The sequence below is a fragment of the Pseudomonas sp. D47 genome (genome assembly GCF_045447305.1).
In the GTDB taxonomy this organism is placed as follows: domain Bacteria; phylum Pseudomonadota; class Gammaproteobacteria; order Pseudomonadales; family Pseudomonadaceae; genus Aquipseudomonas.
On the sequence record NZ_JBJGXU010000003.1, the window covers coordinates 101,199 to 119,561 of the forward strand.

16 protein-coding genes are annotated in these 18,363 nt (G+C 55.4%); 9 read left to right on the plus strand and 7 right to left on the minus strand.

Features of this window, described 5'->3' with window-relative positions; genetic code table 11:
• Window positions 1–2: 2 nt before the first annotated feature.
• The 6 genes from ccoO (ACI77I_RS04330) to ccoN (ACI77I_RS04355) form a co-directional block, all read right to left on the minus strand.
• The gene (ccoO, locus tag ACI77I_RS04330; RefSeq protein WP_003193167.1) at window positions 3–611 is read right to left on the minus strand and encodes a cytochrome-c oxidase, cbb3-type subunit II; all 609 of its coding nucleotides are present in this window, start codon (window positions 609–611) and stop codon (window positions 3–5) included.
• Window positions 611–2,053 carry a cytochrome-c oxidase, cbb3-type subunit I gene (ccoN, locus tag ACI77I_RS04335; protein WP_094949610.1) on the minus strand — a complete coding sequence of 481 codons (1,443 nt, stop codon included), beginning with the start codon at window positions 2,051–2,053 and terminating at the stop codon, window positions 611–613. The genes ccoO (ACI77I_RS04330) and ccoN (ACI77I_RS04335) overlap by 1 nt, the downstream gene beginning before the upstream one ends.
• A 349-nt stretch (window positions 2,054–2,402) precedes the next feature.
• Window positions 2,403–3,350 (minus strand): cytochrome-c oxidase, cbb3-type subunit III, encoded by a 948-nt coding sequence (ccoP, locus tag ACI77I_RS04340; RefSeq protein ID WP_094949611.1) that lies wholly within the window; start codon window positions 3,348–3,350, stop codon window positions 2,403–2,405.
• Entirely contained in the window at window positions 3,347–3,547 is a 201-nt protein-coding gene (locus ACI77I_RS04345) for a cbb3-type cytochrome c oxidase subunit 3 (protein ID WP_094949612.1), read from the minus strand. Before ACI77I_RS04345 ends, ccoP begins: the two co-directional genes overlap by 4 nt.
• Before the next feature lie 3 nt (window positions 3,548–3,550).
• Complete coding sequence (gene ccoO, locus ACI77I_RS04350; protein ID WP_094949613.1) at window positions 3,551–4,159, minus strand: cytochrome-c oxidase, cbb3-type subunit II; 609 nt, start codon at window positions 4,157–4,159, stop codon at window positions 3,551–3,553.
• Window positions 4,160–4,169: 10 nt separating this feature from the next.
• Complete coding sequence (gene ccoN, locus ACI77I_RS04355; RefSeq protein WP_406997016.1) at window positions 4,170–5,594, minus strand: cytochrome-c oxidase, cbb3-type subunit I; 1,425 nt, start codon at window positions 5,592–5,594, stop codon at window positions 4,170–4,172.
• A 79-nt stretch (window positions 5,595–5,673) separates the two neighbouring features.
• Between ccoN (ACI77I_RS04355) and ACI77I_RS04360 the strand changes: the two genes are divergently transcribed.
• Window positions 5,674–6,360, plus strand: a complete 687-nt coding sequence (locus tag ACI77I_RS04360) for an alpha/beta family hydrolase (protein ID WP_094949615.1) — start codon at window positions 5,674–5,676, stop codon at window positions 6,358–6,360.
• A gap of 114 nt (window positions 6,361–6,474) precedes the next feature.
• Here the strand turns inward: ACI77I_RS04360 and ACI77I_RS04365 are convergent, their stop codons facing one another.
• Entirely contained in the window at window positions 6,475–8,040 is a 1,566-nt protein-coding gene (locus ACI77I_RS04365; protein ID WP_263273770.1) for a PAS domain-containing methyl-accepting chemotaxis protein, read from the minus strand.
• Between the two features lie 830 nt (window positions 8,041–8,870).
• On the opposite strand from ACI77I_RS04365, the gene ACI77I_RS04370 reads away from it, so the two are divergent.
• From ACI77I_RS04370 to ACI77I_RS04405, 8 genes are read left to right on the plus strand one after another with little or no spacing between them, the layout of a single operon-like run.
• Entirely contained in the window at window positions 8,871–9,725 is an 855-nt protein-coding gene (locus tag ACI77I_RS04370) for a dTDP-4-dehydrorhamnose reductase family protein (protein WP_406997017.1), read from the plus strand.
• A gap of 17 nt (window positions 9,726–9,742) precedes the next feature.
• Window positions 9,743–10,753 carry a polysaccharide biosynthesis protein gene (locus ACI77I_RS04375; RefSeq protein WP_406997018.1) on the plus strand — a complete coding sequence of 337 codons (1,011 nt, stop codon included), beginning with the start codon at window positions 9,743–9,745 and terminating at the stop codon, window positions 10,751–10,753.
• Entirely contained in the window at window positions 10,746–11,867 is a 1,122-nt protein-coding gene (gene wecB, locus ACI77I_RS04380) for a non-hydrolyzing UDP-N-acetylglucosamine 2-epimerase (RefSeq protein WP_406997019.1), read from the plus strand. Before ACI77I_RS04375 ends, wecB begins: the two co-directional genes overlap by 8 nt.
• A gap of 40 nt (window positions 11,868–11,907) precedes the next feature.
• Window positions 11,908–13,743 (plus strand): methyltransferase domain-containing protein, encoded by a 1,836-nt coding sequence (locus ACI77I_RS04385; RefSeq protein WP_406997020.1) that lies wholly within the window; start codon window positions 11,908–11,910, stop codon window positions 13,741–13,743.
• On the plus strand, window positions 13,740–14,954 hold the full coding sequence (locus ACI77I_RS04390; protein WP_406997021.1) for a glycosyltransferase family 4 protein: 1,215 nt from the start codon (window positions 13,740–13,742) through the stop codon (window positions 14,952–14,954). The genes ACI77I_RS04385 and ACI77I_RS04390 overlap by 4 nt, the downstream gene beginning before the upstream one ends.
• Complete coding sequence (locus tag ACI77I_RS04395; RefSeq protein ID WP_406997022.1) at window positions 14,951–16,174, plus strand: glycosyltransferase; 1,224 nt, start codon at window positions 14,951–14,953, stop codon at window positions 16,172–16,174. The genes ACI77I_RS04390 and ACI77I_RS04395 overlap by 4 nt, the downstream gene beginning before the upstream one ends.
• A complete protein-coding gene (locus tag ACI77I_RS04400) occupies window positions 16,171–16,968 on the plus strand; it encodes an ABC transporter permease (RefSeq protein ID WP_406997023.1) in 798 nt (265 codons plus the stop codon). The genes ACI77I_RS04395 and ACI77I_RS04400 overlap by 4 nt, the downstream gene beginning before the upstream one ends.
• An 8-nt stretch (window positions 16,969–16,976) precedes the next feature.
• On the plus strand, window positions 16,977–18,356 hold the full coding sequence (locus ACI77I_RS04405) for an ABC transporter ATP-binding protein (protein ID WP_406997024.1): 1,380 nt from the start codon (window positions 16,977–16,979) through the stop codon (window positions 18,354–18,356).
• Window positions 18,357–18,363 lie beyond the last annotated feature (7 nt).

Sequence of the window (18,363 nt, forward strand, 5' to 3'; positions counted from 1 at the left end):
GGTCACCGTTTGCTTTTGATGATGGTGCCAAGGCCTTGCAGGTAGGCCACCAATGCGTCCATTTCGGTCTTGCCCTTGACGGCTGCGGCTGCACCGGCGATGTCTTCGTCGGTGTAGGGCACGCCCAGCGTGCGCAAGACTTCCATCTTCTTCGCGGTGTCCTTGCCGTCGAGCTTGTTTTCCACGAGGAACGGGTACGCCGGCATTTTCGACTCCGGCACCACGTTGCGCGGGTTGTACAAGTGCGCACGCTGCCAGTCATCGGAATAACGCCCGCCGACACGGGCCAGGTCCGGGCCGGTACGTTTGGAACCCCACAGGAACGGGTGGTCCCACACACTTTCACCGGCGACCGAGTAGTGGCCGTAGCGTTCGGTTTCGGCGCGGAACGGGCGGATCATCTGCGAGTGGCAGCCCACGCAACCGTTGGCGATGTAGACGTCGCGGCCTTCCAGTTCAAGCGCGGTGCGCGGCTTCATGCCTTCGACCGGCTTGTTGGTCACGTCCTGGAAAAACAGCGGAACGATCTGGGTCAGGCCGCCGATACTCACGGCGATAACCATGAAGAAGGCCAGCAGGCCGATATTCTTCTCGACTACTTCATGCTTCATCAGTGAGCTCCCACAACGGCGATCTTGGCGGCGGCTTCAGCCTCTACAGGGTCGGAGGCACGCACGGTGCGCCACACGTTGTAGGCCATGAACAGCATGCCGCTGGCAAAGAATGCACCACCGATGGCGCGGACGATGTAGCCCGGGTGACTGGCTTGCAGCGCTTCGACGAAGGAGTAGGTGAGGGTGCCGTCATCGTTGATCGCACGCCACATCAGGCCTTGGGTGATGCCGTTGACCCACATCGAGGCGATGTAGAGCACGGTGCCGATGGTGGCCAGCCAGAAGTGCGCATTGATCAGCCCGACGCTGTGCATCTGCGCACGGCCGAACAGTTTGGGGATCATGTGGTACAGCGCGCCGATGGAGATCATCGCCACCCAACCCAGAGCGCCGGCGTGGACGTGGCCGATGGTCCAGTCGGTGTAGTGGGACAGCGAGTTGACGGTCTTGATCGCCATCATCGGCCCTTCGAAGGTCGACATGCCGTAGAACGCCAGCGACACCACCAGGAAACGCAGGATCGGGTCGGTGCGCAATTTATGCCAGGCGCCCGAGAGGGTCATCATGCCGTTGATCATGCCGCCCCAGCTTGGGGCCAGCAGGATGATCGACATCGCCATGCCCAGCGACTGGGCCCAATCGGGCAGCGCGGTGTAGTGCAAGTGGTGAGGGCCGGCCCAGATGTACAGGGTGATCAGCGCCCAGAAGTGCACGATGGACAGGCGATACGAGTAGATCGGACGCTCGGCCTGTTTGGGCACGAAGTAATACATCATCCCCAGGAAGCCGGTGGTGAGGAAGAAGCCCACGGCGTTGTGGCCGTACCACCACTGAATCATTGCGTCCGTCGCCCCGGCGTAGGCCGAGTAGGACTTGAATAGGCTGACCGGCAACGACGCGTGGTTGACGATGTGCAGCATCGCCGTGACCAGGATGAAGGCACCGTAGAACCAGTTGCCCACATAAATGTGCTTGGTCTTGCGCTTGACGATAGTGCCGAAGAACACCACGGCGTAGGTCACCCAGACGATAGCGAGCAAAATCGCGATCGGCCATTCCAGCTCGGCGTATTCCTTGGTGGTGGTGTAGCCCAGCGGCAGGGTGATGATGGCGCCGAGGATCACGGCTTGCCAGCCCCAGAAGGTGAAGGCGGCCAGGCCATCGGAGATCAGTCGCGTCTGGCAGGTTCGCTGCACGACATAGTAGGAGGTGGCAAACAACGCACAGCCACCGAAGGCAAAAATCACCAGGTTGGTGTGCAGCGGGCGCAGGCGGCCGAAGGTCGTCCATGGCAAACCGAAATTCAACTCCGGCCAAACCAATTGCGAGGCGATGAACACCCCGAGCCCCATGCCAAGGATCCCCCAGACCACCGTCATGATGGCGAACTGGCGGACTACCTTATAGTTATAAGCAGTCGGACTGATTGCTGTGCTCATTCTAAGGTTCCACGGTTTAGGTTTTTTTATAGGTAAAATCGGCCGCAAGTATGTAGAAAGCGAGGGGTCATTGCAACGCAATGGCTGACCTGTATCAATACGTTCCACGCCAGATTCTGCGCCCTTTCCATGTTTGGTGTAAGGACAAAACCAGAAATAAAAAGTTGATCGAGTAGACAGGAAAAATTTCAGGTCGCAACGCCAGCAGCTACGTGCGCCAAAACCGGCCCGCTGTTGGGCAAGCGTAGACCCGAATGGCAGGAGGGGAAAGTGGATGTCGGGAAGGGTGCGACACTTGGTCGCTTAGAAAGGTAGTGCTGCCGCCCCACATTGGGGCGGCAGTCACCGGTTACTGCGGTTGGCTTTCTGGCGTTGCGCCATCAGCGTTGTGGGACAGGCTGTAAACATAGGCTGCGAGCAGGTGCACCTTGTCATTGCCTTGCAGCACTTCCTGCGCCGGCATCTGGCCTTGGCGGCCGTGGCGGATGGTCTGCTGCAGTTGCGCCAGGCTGGTGCCGTAAATGAAACCGGCGGGCTCGGTCAGGTTCGGCGAGCCCATCGCTTCCATGCCATGGCCTTGTGGGCCGTGGCAGGCGACGCAGGTGGTGTTGAAAGCGGCTTGACCGGCCGCCAGATCGGCGGTGCTGTCGGCGGGTAATGGCAGCTTGGCCAGGTCGTGACGCACAAAGGCGGCGACGTTCTTCACACCGTCTTCGCCCAGTATTTCACCCCAGGCTGGCATTGCCGCGTGGCGACCATTGAGGATGGTCGTCTTGATTGCTTGCGCCGAACCGCCCCAGCGCCAGATGTTGTCCGCCAGGTTTGGGAAACCGTAGGCGCCCTTGGCATCCGAGCCGTGGCACACCGCGCAGTTGGAGGCAAACAGGCGGCCACCCATTTTCAGCGCTTGCGGGTCTTTGGCGACTTCTTCCACCGGCATGGCCGCGAATTTGGCGAAGATCGGCCCGAACTTGGTATCGGCCTTGGCCATTTCCTTGTCCCATTCCTTGGCCGAGGTCCAGCCGTCTTCATAGCCCGGCAACACGCCTTTCCAGTTGCCCAGGCCCGGGTAGAGGATCAGGTAACCAACGGCAAACACCAACGTGCCGGCGAACAACATGAACCACCACTGCGGCAGCGGGTTGTCGTATTCCTCAATGCCATCGAAGGCGTGGCCCATGGTCTGATCGACGCTGCCCTTGGTCTCGCCCTTGCGGGTGCCGACCAATAGCCAGGTCAGGCCGATCAGGCTGCCGAGGGTCAATACGCAGATCCATGTACTCCAGAAGGTAGTCATGGGCGAGTGCTCCTTGTTACAGGCTCTTCTTGAGCGTCGGATGGAGAAGGTTCATCGGCGAAGGGCAGCAGGCGGGCCTGCTCGAATTCCTCATTGCGCCGGTTGTTGAACACCCACAGCGACAGGCCGATAAAAGCGATGGCGACCACCAGCGTGCCAAGGCCGCGGATGGTGCCTGCATCGAATTCAAATCCCATGGCTCACCTCTTGCTCTTGATGGCAGTGCCGAGCACTTGCAGGTACGCAACCAGCGCGTCCATCTCGGTCTTGCCCTTGAGGCTGGCGACGGCGCCACTGATGTCGTCGTCGGTGTACGGCACGCCGAGGGTGCGCATCACTTTCAACTTGGTCTCGGTGTGGCTGTTGTCGACCTGCGCGGTGACCAGCCATGGGTACGCCGGCATTTTCGACTCCGGCACCACGTTGCGCGGGTTGTACAAATGCGCGCGGTGCCAGTCGTCCGAGTAGCGCGCGCCGACGCGGGCCAGGTCCGGCCCAGTGCGCTTGGAGCCCCACAGGAACGGGTGGTCCCACACGCTTTCGCCGGCGACCGAGTAGTGGCCGTAGCGTTCGGTTTCGGCGCGGAACGGGCGGATCATCTGCGAGTGGCACTGTACGCAGCCTTCGCGGATGTAGATGTCGCGGCCTTCCAGTTGCAGTGCGGTGTAGGGCTTCATGCCTTCGACCGGTTTGTTGGTCACGTCCTGGAAGAACAGCGGGACGATCTGGGTCAGGCCGCCGATGCTCACGGCGAGCACCATCAGCAGCATCAGCAGGCCGACGTTCTTTTCAATCGTTTCGTGTTTCATCACTGACTCCTCAGGCCATCTGCGCGGCGGTGGCGACTTCAGCGGGTTGCGCCGAACGCACGGTGCGCCAAGTGTTGTAAGCCATCAGGAACATGCCGCTGAGGAAGATCGCTCCGCCCACCAGCCGCACGATGAAGCCTGGGTGGCTGGCCACCAGGGTTTCGACGAAGGAGTAGGTCAAGGTGCCGTCTTCGTTGACCGCACGCCACATCAGGCCCTGGGCGATGCCGTTGACCCACATCGAGGCGATGTAGAGCACGGTGCCGATAGTGGCCAGCCAGAAGTGCGCGTTGATCAGGCCGAGGCTGTACATCTGCTCGCGACCGAAGACTTTCGGGATCATGTGGTACAGCGCGCCGATGGAAATCATCGCCACCCAACCGAGCGCCCCGGCGTGTACGTGGCCGATGGTCCAGTCGGTGTAGTGGGAGAGGGCGTTGACCGTCTTGATCGCCATCATCGGCCCTTCGAAGGTCGACATGCCGTAGAAGGCCAGGGACACGACGAGGAAGCGCAGGATCGGGTCGCTGCGCAACTTATGCCAGGCGCCCGAGAGCGTCATCATGCCGTTGATCATGCCGCCCCAGCTTGGCGCCAGCAGTACCAGTGACATCACCATGCCCAGCGACTGCGCCCAATCGGGCAGCGCGGTGTAGTGCAGGTGGTGAGGGCCGGCCCAGATGTACAGGGTGATCAGCGCCCAGAAGTGCACGATGGACAAGCGATAGGAATACACCGGCCGCTCGGCCTGTTTCGGCACGAAGTAATACATCATGCCAAGGAAGCCGGCGGTGAGGAAAAAGCCTACCGCGTTATGCCCATACCACCACTGCACCATGGCATCTGTCGCACCACCGTAGAGGGAGTAAGACTTGGTCAGGCTGACCGGGATTTCCAAGTTGTTGACGATGTGCAGGATGGCCACGGTGATGATGAACGCACCGAAGAACCAGTTGCCGACGTAGATGTGCTTGGTGTTGCGCTTCATGATCGTGCCGAAGAACACGATGGCGTAGGCAACCCAGACGATGGTGATCAGGATGTCGATCGGCCATTCCAGCTCGGCGTATTCCTTGGAACTGGTGTAGCCCAGCGGCAAGCTGATCGCGGCCAACAGGATGACCAACTGCCAGCCCCAGAAGCAGAACGCGGCGATTTTCGGCGCGAACAGCTGTGTTTGGCAGGTACGCTGCACCGAGTAAAACGAGCTGGCGAACAGCGCGCAGCCGCCGAAGGCGAAGATGACCGCGTTGGTGTGCAGCGGGCGCAAGCGGCCGAAGCTGGTCCAAGGCAAATCGAAGTTGAGTGCAGGCCAAACCAATTGAGCGGCGAGAAAAACCCCGAGCCCCATGCCGACGATGCCCCACACCACCGTCATAATGGCGAATTGGCGGACCACCTTGTAGTTATAGGCGGTACTTAAAGTAGTGTTCATGGTTCCCCATCCACGGTTCAACCCAAGCAAATGCGGCACTTGGGCTGGAGTTATAGGCAGACTAAAAAGCGAGGCAAGCATGGGCAAAGAGCACAAGGCCAGTATTGACGGGGATCAATGGGCGCAGTGTGTGCGGGAACGTGGCTGGTTGTGGGATGCGGCGACGGGGTCTATCGCGCGCGAACCTGTGACGTTGATCCTGGCCCACGGTGCAGGCGCACCGATGGACTCAGCCTTTATGAACGACATGGCTGCACGCCTTGCCGGGCATGGCGTGAACGTGTTGCGCTTCGAGTTTCCATACATGGCTCAACGCCGTTTGGACGGTGGTAAACGCCCACCGAACCCGGCGCCGAAACTGCTGGAATGCTGGCGTGAGGTGTATGCCGAGGTGCGACGTCATGTCGCGGGGAAACTGGCCGTTGGCGGCAAGTCCATGGGCGGGCGGATGGCGAGCATTTTGGCTGATGAGTTAGGCGCTGATGGGCTGGTGTGCCTGGGTTATCCGTTTTACGCGGTGGGCAAACCGGAAAAACCACGGGTCGAGCATTTGGCCGGGCTGAAGACGCCGACGTTGATTGTGCAGGGCGAGCGCGATGCCCTGGGTAATCGGGCGGCGGTGCAGGGCTATGACTTGTCGCCGAGCATCGAGGTGATGTGGCTGGTGGCGGGGGATCATGACTTGAAACCGTTGAAGGCTTCGGGGTTTACGCATGAGCAGCATTTGGAGGCGGCGGCGGTGGAAGTGGCTGGGTTTCTCCACTGATCATTCCCACGCTCCGCGTGGGAATGCAGCCTGGACGCTCTGCGTCCGCTTCTAAAGTCGTAACGCAGGGCGTCACGGGAGGCGTTCCCACGCAGAGCGTGGGAACGATCTGTATCAGCGGTTAAAACGTTCCACCAGCGAATACTGGGTATTCGCCGTATGCGTCAGCTCTTCACTCAATTGCGCCGAGTTCATCGCCTGTTCCGAGGTCTGGTCCGCCAACAGCGCAATCGTGCTGATATTGCGGCTGATCTCTTCGGCCACCGCGCTTTGCTCTTCGGTGGCAGCGGCAATCTGCGTGGTCATGTCGGTGATATTGGCCACCGCTTCACTGATGCCTACCAACGCCTGATCCGCCTCCAGCACCCGCGCCACACCTTCTTCGGCTTGGCGATGCCCGGCGTCCATGGCTTGCACGGCAACGGCGGCCGTCTGCTGCAGCTTGGCGATCAAGGCATGGATCTGCCCGGTCGATTCAGCCGTACGCTGCGCCAGTTGGCGAACTTCGTCAGCCACCACCGCAAAACCACGGCCCATCTCCCCGGCACGGGCCGCTTCGATGGCGGCGTTCAGTGCCAGCAGGTTGGTCTGGTCGGCGATGCCCTTGATCACATCCACCACGCCGCCGATTTCGTCGCTGTCTTTGGCCAGTTGGGTCACGGTCACACCGGTTTCACCCACGGCAACCGACAGCCGCTGGATCGCCTCGCGGGTTTCCCCGGCGATATCGCGGCCACGGCCCGTCAGGCGATTGGCTTCCTGGGTGGCGTCAGCCGTGCGCTGCACATGGCTGGCCACTTCCTGGGTTGTCGCCGCCATCTGGTTGACGGCGGTGGCCACCTGCTCGGTTTCCACGCGCTGGCGTTCCAGGCCGCTGGAGCTGTTATGCGCCAGGGTATTGGACTGCGCCGCTTGGGCGTTGAGGTGTTCAGCAGTGTCCTGCAAGCGCGTAAGGCAGGTCTTCAAGCGCGCTTCCTGGCTGAGAATCGACATCTCCAAGCGTGCTTGTGCACCCCGGCTGTCGGTGTACATCTGCGCGATCAGCGGGTCGGAAGTGGTCTGCTCGGCCAAGCGCAGCAAACGCTTGAGCCCACGCTGCTGCCAGCTCAGGCCCAGCAGGCCCAACGGCACCGACAACCCTGCAGCCAGGGCAAAGCCCCAGTGAGAGTTGAGTGACGCACCGATCATGAAGCTCAACTGGCTGACCAGGATAAACGGCAGCCAGTCCTGCAACACCGGCAGCCACTTATCACGCCGAGGAACAGCCGACTTGCCTTGGTTGATACGTTGATAAAGCGCTTCGGCCCGGCGGATCTGCTCGGCGGTGGGCTTGATGCGCACCGATTCATAGCCGACCACCTGGGTGCCATCGAAAACCGGCGTCACATAGGCGTTAACCCAATAGTGATCGCCCGTCTTGCAGCGGTTCTTAACGATGCCCATCCATGGCAAGCCTTGTTTGAGCGTGGACCACATATGCGCGAACACCGCCGGCGGCACATCCGGGTGACGCACCAAGTTGTGCGGTGCCCGGATCAGTTCTTCACGGGTGAACCCACTGATATCGACAAACGCGTCGTTGCAGTAGGTGATGACCCCTTTGGCATCTGTGGTGGAGATCAACCGTTGCTGAGCGGGGAAGGTACGTTCGCGCTGGGTAACGGGTTGGTTATTACGCATGGTTGTTCAATCCGCAAGGCTTTCAGGGGTTGTCGGCCGTAGCGGGCTTTTATTTAGCTTAATTTTGTAATAATCAGCTGGCAGGTCCTCCGCACCTGCCACTCTAGTTTTGAGGCGCATACGGTACGGGAAGGGTTCACGCTGCTGTCGATTCAAGTGGCTTTACGATGAAATCACGACGGGGTCGTCAGTGATGCGGCGTCTTGTGCTCCACCGTTGCGGATTGTCGGTACTGCCGATCTGATCGATAGCGACCGTGTCAACCAGGTAGTGCGTTTTTGTGGGCGTACAGACCTTGATGAAGGGGGCCAAAAATTTGGGAGATATCTCATATCGTTGATGAGCCTGGAATAGCAGGATTCAACCATGCTACGTAGTGTCATCCAAACGACATACCCTTGGTTGAGGGTGGAATGTAGCGAATTCCTGAAGTGACGATAGACTTGAAATCGAACGTAAATCGAGAGGCCAGCCATTACAATGATGGCTAAAGGCTATCCTGTTGCGGCGGGCGTGCTCGTCTTTTTTGTTTCCTGGTTTTATTATTGTAAGATTTTCTTTAGCATGTGGGGGGGGGCGACAAAAAACCCTTCTGGATTGCGGTTATAGCGACGATTTCGGAGTCTCCTTGCCTGAGGGTCGGCTCTCGCGAAGCCTGCGGTTTGGGGTGAGTAGAAAACATCAGGCGGTCACGCGAACAAATATGTGCCCCGCGTTGTCCGTTAGGAATGATGTTTTTTGTTACACCTTTGAAGGCTTCAACAGACGGTGTCTGTTCACGTTTAGAGAGTGAGCGGCTTTGTAGTAGCAGGGAAGTGGAGGTTGAAGCAATGAAAGTTATGGTTTTGGGCGTTTCCGGGATGCTGGGTAACGCGGTGTACCGCGTGCTGTCTGATAATCCTGGTTTGAATGTTTTTGGTACCGCACGCAGCGAAAGTGCTCGTAATCACTTTTCGCCCGCTTTGGCCGAGAATTTAGTATTCGGTGTAGATGTTGAAAGCTACGACTCACTTATAAAAGTATTCGGCAGTATTCAGCCGGATGTTGTCGTTAACTGTGTGGGCTTGGTAAAACAGCTCGCCGATGCCAATGACCCCCTCTTGGCCGTTCCCATCAATACATTGCTGCCCCATCGATTGGCCGCGCTATGCAAAACCACTGAGGCACGTCTGGTACATGTAAGTACTGACTGCGTTTTCTCCGGCACGAAGGGCGGCTACATCGAATCAGATTTCCCAGACGCCTATGACCTGTACGGTCGCTCCAAATTGTTGGGCGAAGTTGATTATCCGCACGCGATTACATTGCGCACCTCTATCATCGGTAAAGAGTTGTCCGGGAATCGCAGCCTTGTTGGGTGGTTCCTCGCCCAAGAGGGTCAGGTCAAGGGCTTTACGCGGGCGATATTTTCCGGCTTGCCCACGATGGAACTCGCGAGGGTAATAAATGACTATGTGCTGCCTCATCCTGAGTTGCACGGCCTCTATCACGTGTCTGCTCAGCCGATCAACAAGTATGACTTGTTGGGGTTAATTGCTGACGTGTACGGAAAAGATATCGAAATACTACCGTCCGATGAGCTGTCTATTGATCGCTCGCTGGACTCGAGTAGGTTTCGAACGGCGACAGGGTATGTGGCCCCGGAGTGGCCGGCACTGGTCAAGTACATGCACGATTTCAATTAATTTTCAGGTATCTGGCGATGTTCGATAACAAAGTGTTGATGATCACTGGTGGTACAGGCTCGTTCGGTAATGCTGTCTTGAATCGCTTTCTCAAGACGGATGTGAAGGAAATTCGCATTTTCAGTCGTGACGAAAAGAAACAGGAAGATATGCGAATTGCGCTGAATAATCCGAAGCTGAAGTTTTATATCGGCGACGTGCGCAATTACGACAGCATTCGAGATGCGATGAAAGGCGTCGATTATGTCTTTCACGCCGCAGCACTCAAGCAAGTGCCGTCCTGCGAGTTCTACCCGATGGAAGCGATCCGCACCAATGTTTTGGGTGCCGAAAACGTCATGAAGGCTGCCATCGATAACAATGTCGATCGAGTTATTGTGCTGAGCACGGACAAGGCGGTTTATCCAATCAATGCGATGGGTATCTCCAAGGCCATGATGGAAAAACTCATGGTCGCCAAGGCGCGGATGCAGCGCAGTGGCGAAACGGTGTTCTGTGCCACTCGCTACGGCAACGTCATGGCCTCGCGAGGCTCTGTGATACCGCTGTTCATCGAGCAGTTGAAAGAAGGTAAGTCGATTACCATCACTGACCCGACCATGACCCGTTTCCTGATGTCTCTTGAGGATTCCGTGGACCTGGTATTGCACGCATTTGAGCACGGCCGCCAAGGCGATATCTTTGTTCAGAAGGCGCCGGCATCGACAATTGAAGTGCTTGCCCAAGCGCTGAAGGAATTGTTCGAAAAGACCAACGAAATTCGCGTCATCGGCACACGTCATGGCGAGAAGCTTTACGAGTCACTTGTGTCTCGTGAGGAGCTGGCAAAAGCAGAAGACATGGGCCAGTACTATCGCGTCCCGGCCGATAATAGGGATCTCAACTACGCGAAATTCGTCGTGGAGGGTGAGCTGGGTATTGCCGGTTCCGAAGACTACACGTCGCACAACACTGTTCAGCTCAGTGTTGATGGTGTCAAACAATTGCTTCTAAAACTGCCGTACATTCAGGGGCAACTCAATGCTTAAGGTGATGACCATTGTCGGGACGCGTCCTGAGTTGATCAAAATGTCCCGGGTGATTGCGGAGTTTGATGAGCATACTCAACACATCCTGGTACACACCGGGCAAAATTTTGACTATGAGTTGAACCAGGTTTTTTTTGATGACCTGGATATTCGCAAGCCTGATTATTTCCTCGATGCGGTCGGCAGCAACGCTGCACAAACCATCGCCCGCGTCATTGAAAAAGCCGATGAAGTGATGGAGGTCGAGAAGCCTGACGCATTGCTGTTGTACGGTGACACTAATTCGTGCCTGTCAGTCATTGCAGCTAAACGTCGCAAGATTCCGGTATTTCATATGGAAGCCGGTAATCGCTGCTTTGATCAGCGTGTTCCGGAAGAACTGAACCGTAAAGTCCTGGATCACCTGAGCGACATCAACCTTGTTCTGACGGAGCACGCACGTCGTTACTTGCTGGACGAGGGGATCCCGCCGGACCGTATTATCAAATCCGGTTCCCATATGCAGGAAGTGTTGGAGTACTTTAAGCCTAAGATTGCCCAGTCCGAGATTCTGCAAAAACTTGAATTGAAGCCTAAAGAATTTTTCATCGTCAGCGCTCACCGCGAAGAGAACGTTGATACACCCGCCAACCTGCAGGACCTGCTCAATACGCTGCAGGCGCTGGTTGAAACCTATGACAAACCAGTAATCGTTTCCACCCACCCCCGTACTCGGCAGCGCCTCGAGGCTCTGGGCATGGAAGGGTTGGACGCAAGAATCCAGTTTCTCAAGCCGTTCGGCTTCTTTGATTACATACGCTTACAGATGGAAGCGTTTTGTGTGTTGTCAGACAGCGGCACGATCACTGAAGAAGCGTCTCTGCTAAACCTGGCCGCCATCACTATCCGTAATGCTCACGAGCGCCCTGAAGGTATGGACCAGGGAACGCTGATTATGAGCGGTCTGAAAACCGAGCGCGTCCTTGACGCCGTTCGTATCGTCACCAGCCAACATCAAGACGCCGTTGCGCCGCGCATCGTTCCGGATTATGAAGGTGGCATTGTTTCACAGAAAGTTTTGCGTGTTGTATTGAGCTATGTAGACTTTATTAATAGGACAGTTTGGTCCAAGTGATTGGAAACGTATATACCTAAAAAACAGCGAGATATTTGATATGAGTACAGATACTGAGACGCTGGACGCAATATATAACGCAGGAGAGCGTCTGGTACCAGGAGAGACTCATGACCGTGCAGAGATTGTTCGCCATAAAAGCAGTTATCAACTTTTTCGCGACATCATTGAATCTGACATTCGAGAAAATCCGGCGCTGATAGAGGCGGGTATCACCGTACTCGATATCGGCTGCGGTACCGGTCACGGCACCTACATGCTTGACACTATTCTTGGTGTCAAGATTGTCGGCATTGACCCGAGTATTGAGTCCATTCAGTACGCAAAGGATAATTATGGTTCGGACAATATCGACTATATCAATTGCGATGCTGAAGCCTATGTCAGTCAATCCAGAGGCTTTGATTACGTGGTTTCGCGTCACGCGCTCGAGCACGTCGAAAATGGTTTGAACTTTGCGCTGGGGATTGCGTGTCGTCGTCGGCTGATGGTGAATGTACCGTTCAATGAGTCGGAAGGTAATATTCACCATCTTGTACACCGTATCAAAGAAGAGCATTTTGATGCTTACCCTAATAAAGAGTTTTTTTATGAGGGGTTGGATGGTGTAACTAAGGTGGCGCGCGATGAAGAAGATCCGCCTAACTCCATTGTGTGTATTTCCAGTGCGGCGGAGTTGAAGTCGGTAAAAGCGCTTATTGATTTTCCCGCCCCAGCGTGGAAACCAGAATTTTTGCAGAATTTGGGCATCGAATCACTTGAGGCAAGTATTCAGACTGCTGAGTTGCTGTCGCTTCAGAAACAAACTCAGCTTGTTGAAAAAGAAGCCCAGCTGGAAAATCACCATGCCAACCTGAAGAACATGGAAGAAGATATTCTTCGGCGTGAAGCATGGATCGTGGAAAAAGAGGCGCAGCTTGTCAACCATGAGGTGAACCTCAACGGCATCAAGTCAGCCCTCGCCGAGCGTGAAATTGCGATTGCAGAAAAAGAGCAGCAACTGATTGAACATGGCGCCAATCTGGAAGGTATTGAGGCGGGCCAGCACCCTCGTCAAATGGTCGTTGCCGAGACGGAAGGCGGTATTCAGCGCCGTGAGGCCAAGGTTCTTGAAAAAGAAGCGCGGCTGGTGACTCACGAAACCAACCTGAATGGCATTGAGACGGCTTTAAATGAGCGCGAAAACGCCATTTCCAAATCTGAGCCCGACCTGGTACGTCGTGAAACGGCGGTTGTCGAGAAAGAAGTGCACCTGCTGAATCACGAAAACAACCTGAATGGCATTCAGGAAGACCTCGCTCGGCGTGAAGCGGCAGTTGTAGAGAAAGAAGCGCAGTTGCTGAATCACGAGAACAACCTGAACGGCGTTCAGCAGGAATTGGTTCGGCGTGAAGCTGCGGTGGTAGAGAAAGAGACACAACTGCTGAGTCACGAGAACAACCTGAACGGTATTCAGGAGGATCTGGTACGGCGTGAAGCCGCGGTTGCCGAGAAAGAAGCGCAGTTGCTGAGTCATGAGAATAACCTGAATGGTATTCATGAGGACCTGGTTCGACGTAATCAGGAGATGTCCATCAGCGAGCAAGACATTCATCGGCGCGAAGCGGGTATTTCCGAGAGGGAAGCTCAGCTCACGGCCCGTGAGTTAAGTACAGTGGAGCATGAGGCGAACATTGCTCAACAGAGTAATGCTTTGTCTGTTCGGGAAAGTCATGTTCGACAAAGTGAAGTGGGTACTGTAGAAGCGCAAGCGCAGCTTGCAGTCCGAGAAAAAGAACTGGCTGAGATGGAAGTTGCTTTGGTCCATCGCGAAACGTTGATTTCCAATAGTCTTATTTCGAAAGTAGCCCTAAAACTAGGTTCGCTCCGTAAATGAAAATTCTGCAAGTTAATGGCTACGAGTCGCCAGGACGGCGCTTTAACGGACTGTCCATCACCCCTTTATTAAAGAAGCATGATATTGAATCCCAGCACCTCGTTTGGGAGAAAGATAGCCAGAACCCGGACGTTTTGACGTTTGAGGGCGATAAGACTCGAAAAATTAATCGGATCGTAAACCGCTTTGAGCGTCTTACCTCAACGCAGTCTATGTTCTACCCGCATGCAAAGCAGATGATGAAGATGCCCGCTTTTAAAGAGGCGGATGTCGTCCACTTGCACATTATTCATTCGGGGTACATGAGTCTTTCCCATCTTCCGGAAATCACCCGGCGCAAGCCCACTGTATGGACCTTGCACGATCCTTGGGCGATGACCGGGCACTGCATCTATCCCTTTGAATGTGAGCGTTGGAAGACCGGCTGCGGTAGTTGCCCGGACTTGAATATTCACTTCCCATTGCTCAGGGATACCACGCGGTTTTTGTTCAATTACAAAAAGCGCTCTTACAAAAAATCCAAGTTTGATGTGATTGTGGCTTCGCAGTGGATGCGTGACATGGTCGAAGCGTCTCCGTTGTTCGAGGACGTTGACATCCACCATGTACCTTTCGGCTTGGATCTGAACTTTTTTTCACCGACGGCTTCGCCGGATGCGCGTAAACGCTTTGGCATTCCTGACGACGCTTTGGTTATCTGCTTCCGCGCAGTCGACAATCAGTTCAAGGGCTTGCCTTATATCATCGAGGCGCTGGAACGCATCAAAACGGATCAACCGATTTGCCTGCTCACGCTCAATAGCAAAGGGTTGATGGAGCGGTTCTCTGATCGTTTCCAGTTGGTCGAATTGGGCTGGACCAATAACGAGGAAGAGGCGCGCGACGCGTTTGTGGCTTCGGATATTTTTCTGATGCCCTCCATCGTCGAAGCGTTTGGCGTTATGGCCATCGAAGCGCTTGCCTGCGGTAAACCGGTCGTGGTGTTTGATGGCACTTCCTTGCCTGAAGTTACCTTCGCTCCCGACGTCGGTATTTCCGTTCCCATGCACGATGGGGCGGCGCTGTATGAAGCCCTTCAGCATTTGATCGATAACCCGCAAGAGCGACTTGAGCGTGGACGCAAAGGCCGCGAAATTGCAGAAAAGCATTACGGTGACGAGCTGTACGCACAACGCTTGGCTGACGTTTACAAAACGGTCGCGGCTAAATGAAGTTATTGCTCTTAACCGATATTCCGCCATGCCGGAACTTCACTGCGGGGCTGGTGCTTGATCGCTTGGTCAGTTTTCTGCCCAAGGACCAGCTTGCGATCTGTGCTGTGGTCAACCCTGCACTGCAGCCGGAAATACCGGCTGAACTCGACGACGTCCCGCAGTTGCTATTGACGAAACCGCGGGAGGCGTCGGTAAGGGTTCTGCCGCGTAGAGCCGGTGTGTTGTCGGCGTTTCCCTATGAGCTGCTTCAGGCCAGCCGCGTGCGTAACGACCTGCTGCCTAAAATCGTTGAGTTCGCTAAGTCCCAGCGGGTAGACGCGGTGTGGGTCGTGCTGCAGGGGCAGACCATGGTTCGGCTCGCGCGTCAGTTGACGCAAAAGCTGAATGTTCCTTTGCTGACCCAAGTGTGGGATCCCTTTGGCTGGTGGTTGCAGGCGAACCGCATTGACGGGTTTACACGTCGCCGCCTTCAAAAGGAATTCGACGACGTTCTTAAGCACAGTACGTCTTGCGCAACCGCATCCTGGGCGATGTCTGAGAACTACACGGCCAAATACAACGTCGCCAACGTTCCCGTGATTGCGGGCCTGCCCCGTGAGTTGGCCACTGAACCCGCAGCGCGTCCTCATGTGCGCGACGAGTTCATTATCGCGATGGCCGGACAGTTTTATGCGCAGACAGAATGGCAATGTCTTCAATATGCGCTTAATGGGTGTAACTGGACGGTTGCCGGCCGGCGCATACGTGTCCGGGTAATGGGTGGGGGGTTCAGTGCATTTACTCAGAGCCCATCAAACTTTGAGTATCTGGGATGGAGAAGCCAGGAAGAAACCATCAGCTTATTGGCGGATTCGGATCTGCTGTACATGCCTTATTGGTTTTCCGAGGAATACCGAGAAGAGTCGAGTAACAGCTTCCCGTCCAAACTGGTCACCTATTTTGCAGCAGGGCGGCCGGTGTTCTGCCATGCGCCTGCCTATGCGTCACCTGCCAAATATGTTGAGGCTAACGACGCAGGTTACCTCTGCCAATCCTTGGACACGGGCACGATCATTGCGTGCCTGGAAAAGGTTATCCAGGATGAGGAGACCTATGGGCGATACGCAGCGAATGGGCATTCGTGCTTCATGAGGGATTTCACCCTAGAGCGAATGAAGACGTCGTTGCTCGAGTTTTTGGGTGACCATACGAAGGCAGCGGCGGGGCTGGCTATATGAATCAACATATCCTGACCGCGCATGTACGCCATTTTGACCTGATTAAGCAGTTAATTAAGCGTGATATCGATATGCGCTTTAAAGGCGCACTGCTGGGTGTGTTATGGCCCTTGATTACGCCGCTGCTGACCTTGGCGATGTATGCCGTGGTGTTCGGTTATTTCCTCCCGTCGCGCTGGCCGGGGGTCGATGGGATAACCGGATTCGCGCTGATGCTGTTTCCGGGTTTGATCGTATTCAATTTCTTTGCCGAGTGCGTAAACCGTGCACCGAACCTGATTACGCAGAACCCCAACTTTGTGAAGAAAGTCGTCTTTCCGGTTGAGTTGTTAGTGTGGGTACCTATCGGCTCAGCCGTCTTCCAATTGTTGCTGAGTATCGTTGCCTGGATGGCGATAGCGCTGGCGGTAAACGGCAGCCTGCAATGGACCATCGTCTTCCTGCCATTTGTCATCGCCCCAATGGTGCTTTGTCTGTTAGGTATCACCTGGTTCCTAAGCGCATTGGGCGTTTTCTTGAGGGACATCGCCCAACTGACCGTGGTAGTCACGCAAGCATTGATGTTTTTCTCTCCTGTGCTGTATCCGCTGGACAAGCTGCCGGCGTGGGCCAGCAACATTATTCTGCTCAACCCGCTCACGTTCATCGTAGAACAAAGTCGACTGGTATTGATCAATGGGGTTATTCCTGACTTTCGGGGCCTGTTGATCTACACCGCGGTGAGCTTGTTCGTGTGTTCGCTGGGGCTTCGCTTCTTCAGGTCGGTCAGACATGGCTTCTCGGACGTTTTATGAGTGTTGAAATGAACAGCGAAATCAAAGCGCTCCCCGTCATCGAAGTTTCAGATCTGGAGAAGGCCTACCATATCTATGACGCACCGCATGATCGTCTGAAGCAAATTTTCTTTGGGTGGAAGCGCAACTACTACCGTGATTTTCTTGCGTTGAAAGAAGTGAGCTTCGAGGTACTTAAAGGGCAGTCCGTCGGCGTAATTGGTCGCAACGGTGCGGGCAAAAGTACCCTGCTTCAGTTGTTGACGGGCACATTGACGCCGACCAAGGGCTCAATAAAAGTTAATGGCAAAGTTGCGGCAGTTCTTGAATTGGGTTCAGGCTTTAATCCCGAGTTCAGTGGCCGGGAAAATATCTACCTCTATGCCAGTCTGTTCGAGCTGAAGAAGTCATGCATTGAGGAGCGGTTCCAGAAAATCGTCGATTTTTCGGAGCTGGCGGATTTTATCGACCAGCCGGTCAAAGCCTATTCAAGTGGCATGCAGGCACGTCTGGCTTTTTCAGTGATTGCGCACGTTGATGCCGATATTCTGATTATCGATGAAGCCTTGTCCGTGGGGGATGCTTTCTTTGCACAGAAATGCATGCGGTTCCTTCGGCAGTTCCAGGAGAAGGGCACCATACTCTTCGTTAGTCATGATCTGGCAGCGGTCACTGCATTCTGTGATCACGCTATATGGCTGGAGGGAGGTGCTGTTCGTGAGGCCGGTAGCGCCAAGGAAGTATGTGAAAACTACTTCGCTCAGCAATACATGCAACACACGGGGGCTGAAATTGCCACTGTTGCCGATGCGGCGGTGACGACAGACGATTCCGGTGCGGCGACCGAGCAAGAGTTCGAAGATGACGTTATCGAGCAGCAGGTGGTGTCCATTGCGGATGGGTCAATTGCCAAAGGCGATCAAGAAATCGAGTGCTTCGGTTTCAATGAGCAGTCGTCAGCATTTGGAACCGGGGGCGCGGAGATTCTGAAAGTCAGCTTTACCAATGAGTCCGGCCGTCCCTTGATCGCCAGTGAGGGCGGCGCGCAGGTGGTAGTCAGGGTCCTGGCGAGAGCTAATCATGACATCGATCTTCCGATCTTGGGGTTCACGATAAAGGACCGTTTGGGTCAACCGTTGATCGGTGGCAACACCTATCACTCGTACAAGAAATCTCCCGTAAGAGTGGAGGCAGGCAAACGTATTGAAGCTGCCTTTCACTTCAAGTTACCTATTTTGGCCATCGGGGATTACTCGATTGTTGCGGCTATTGCCAATGGAACCTTGCAGGAGCACGTACAGTTACATTGGATGCATGATGCTGTTCTGTTTAAAGTAGCTGCTTCAAGCATTGACGGTGTGATTGTTGGAGCACCGTTGGACAAAATAATACTTACTTCCAGGGTTTAGCACTGCT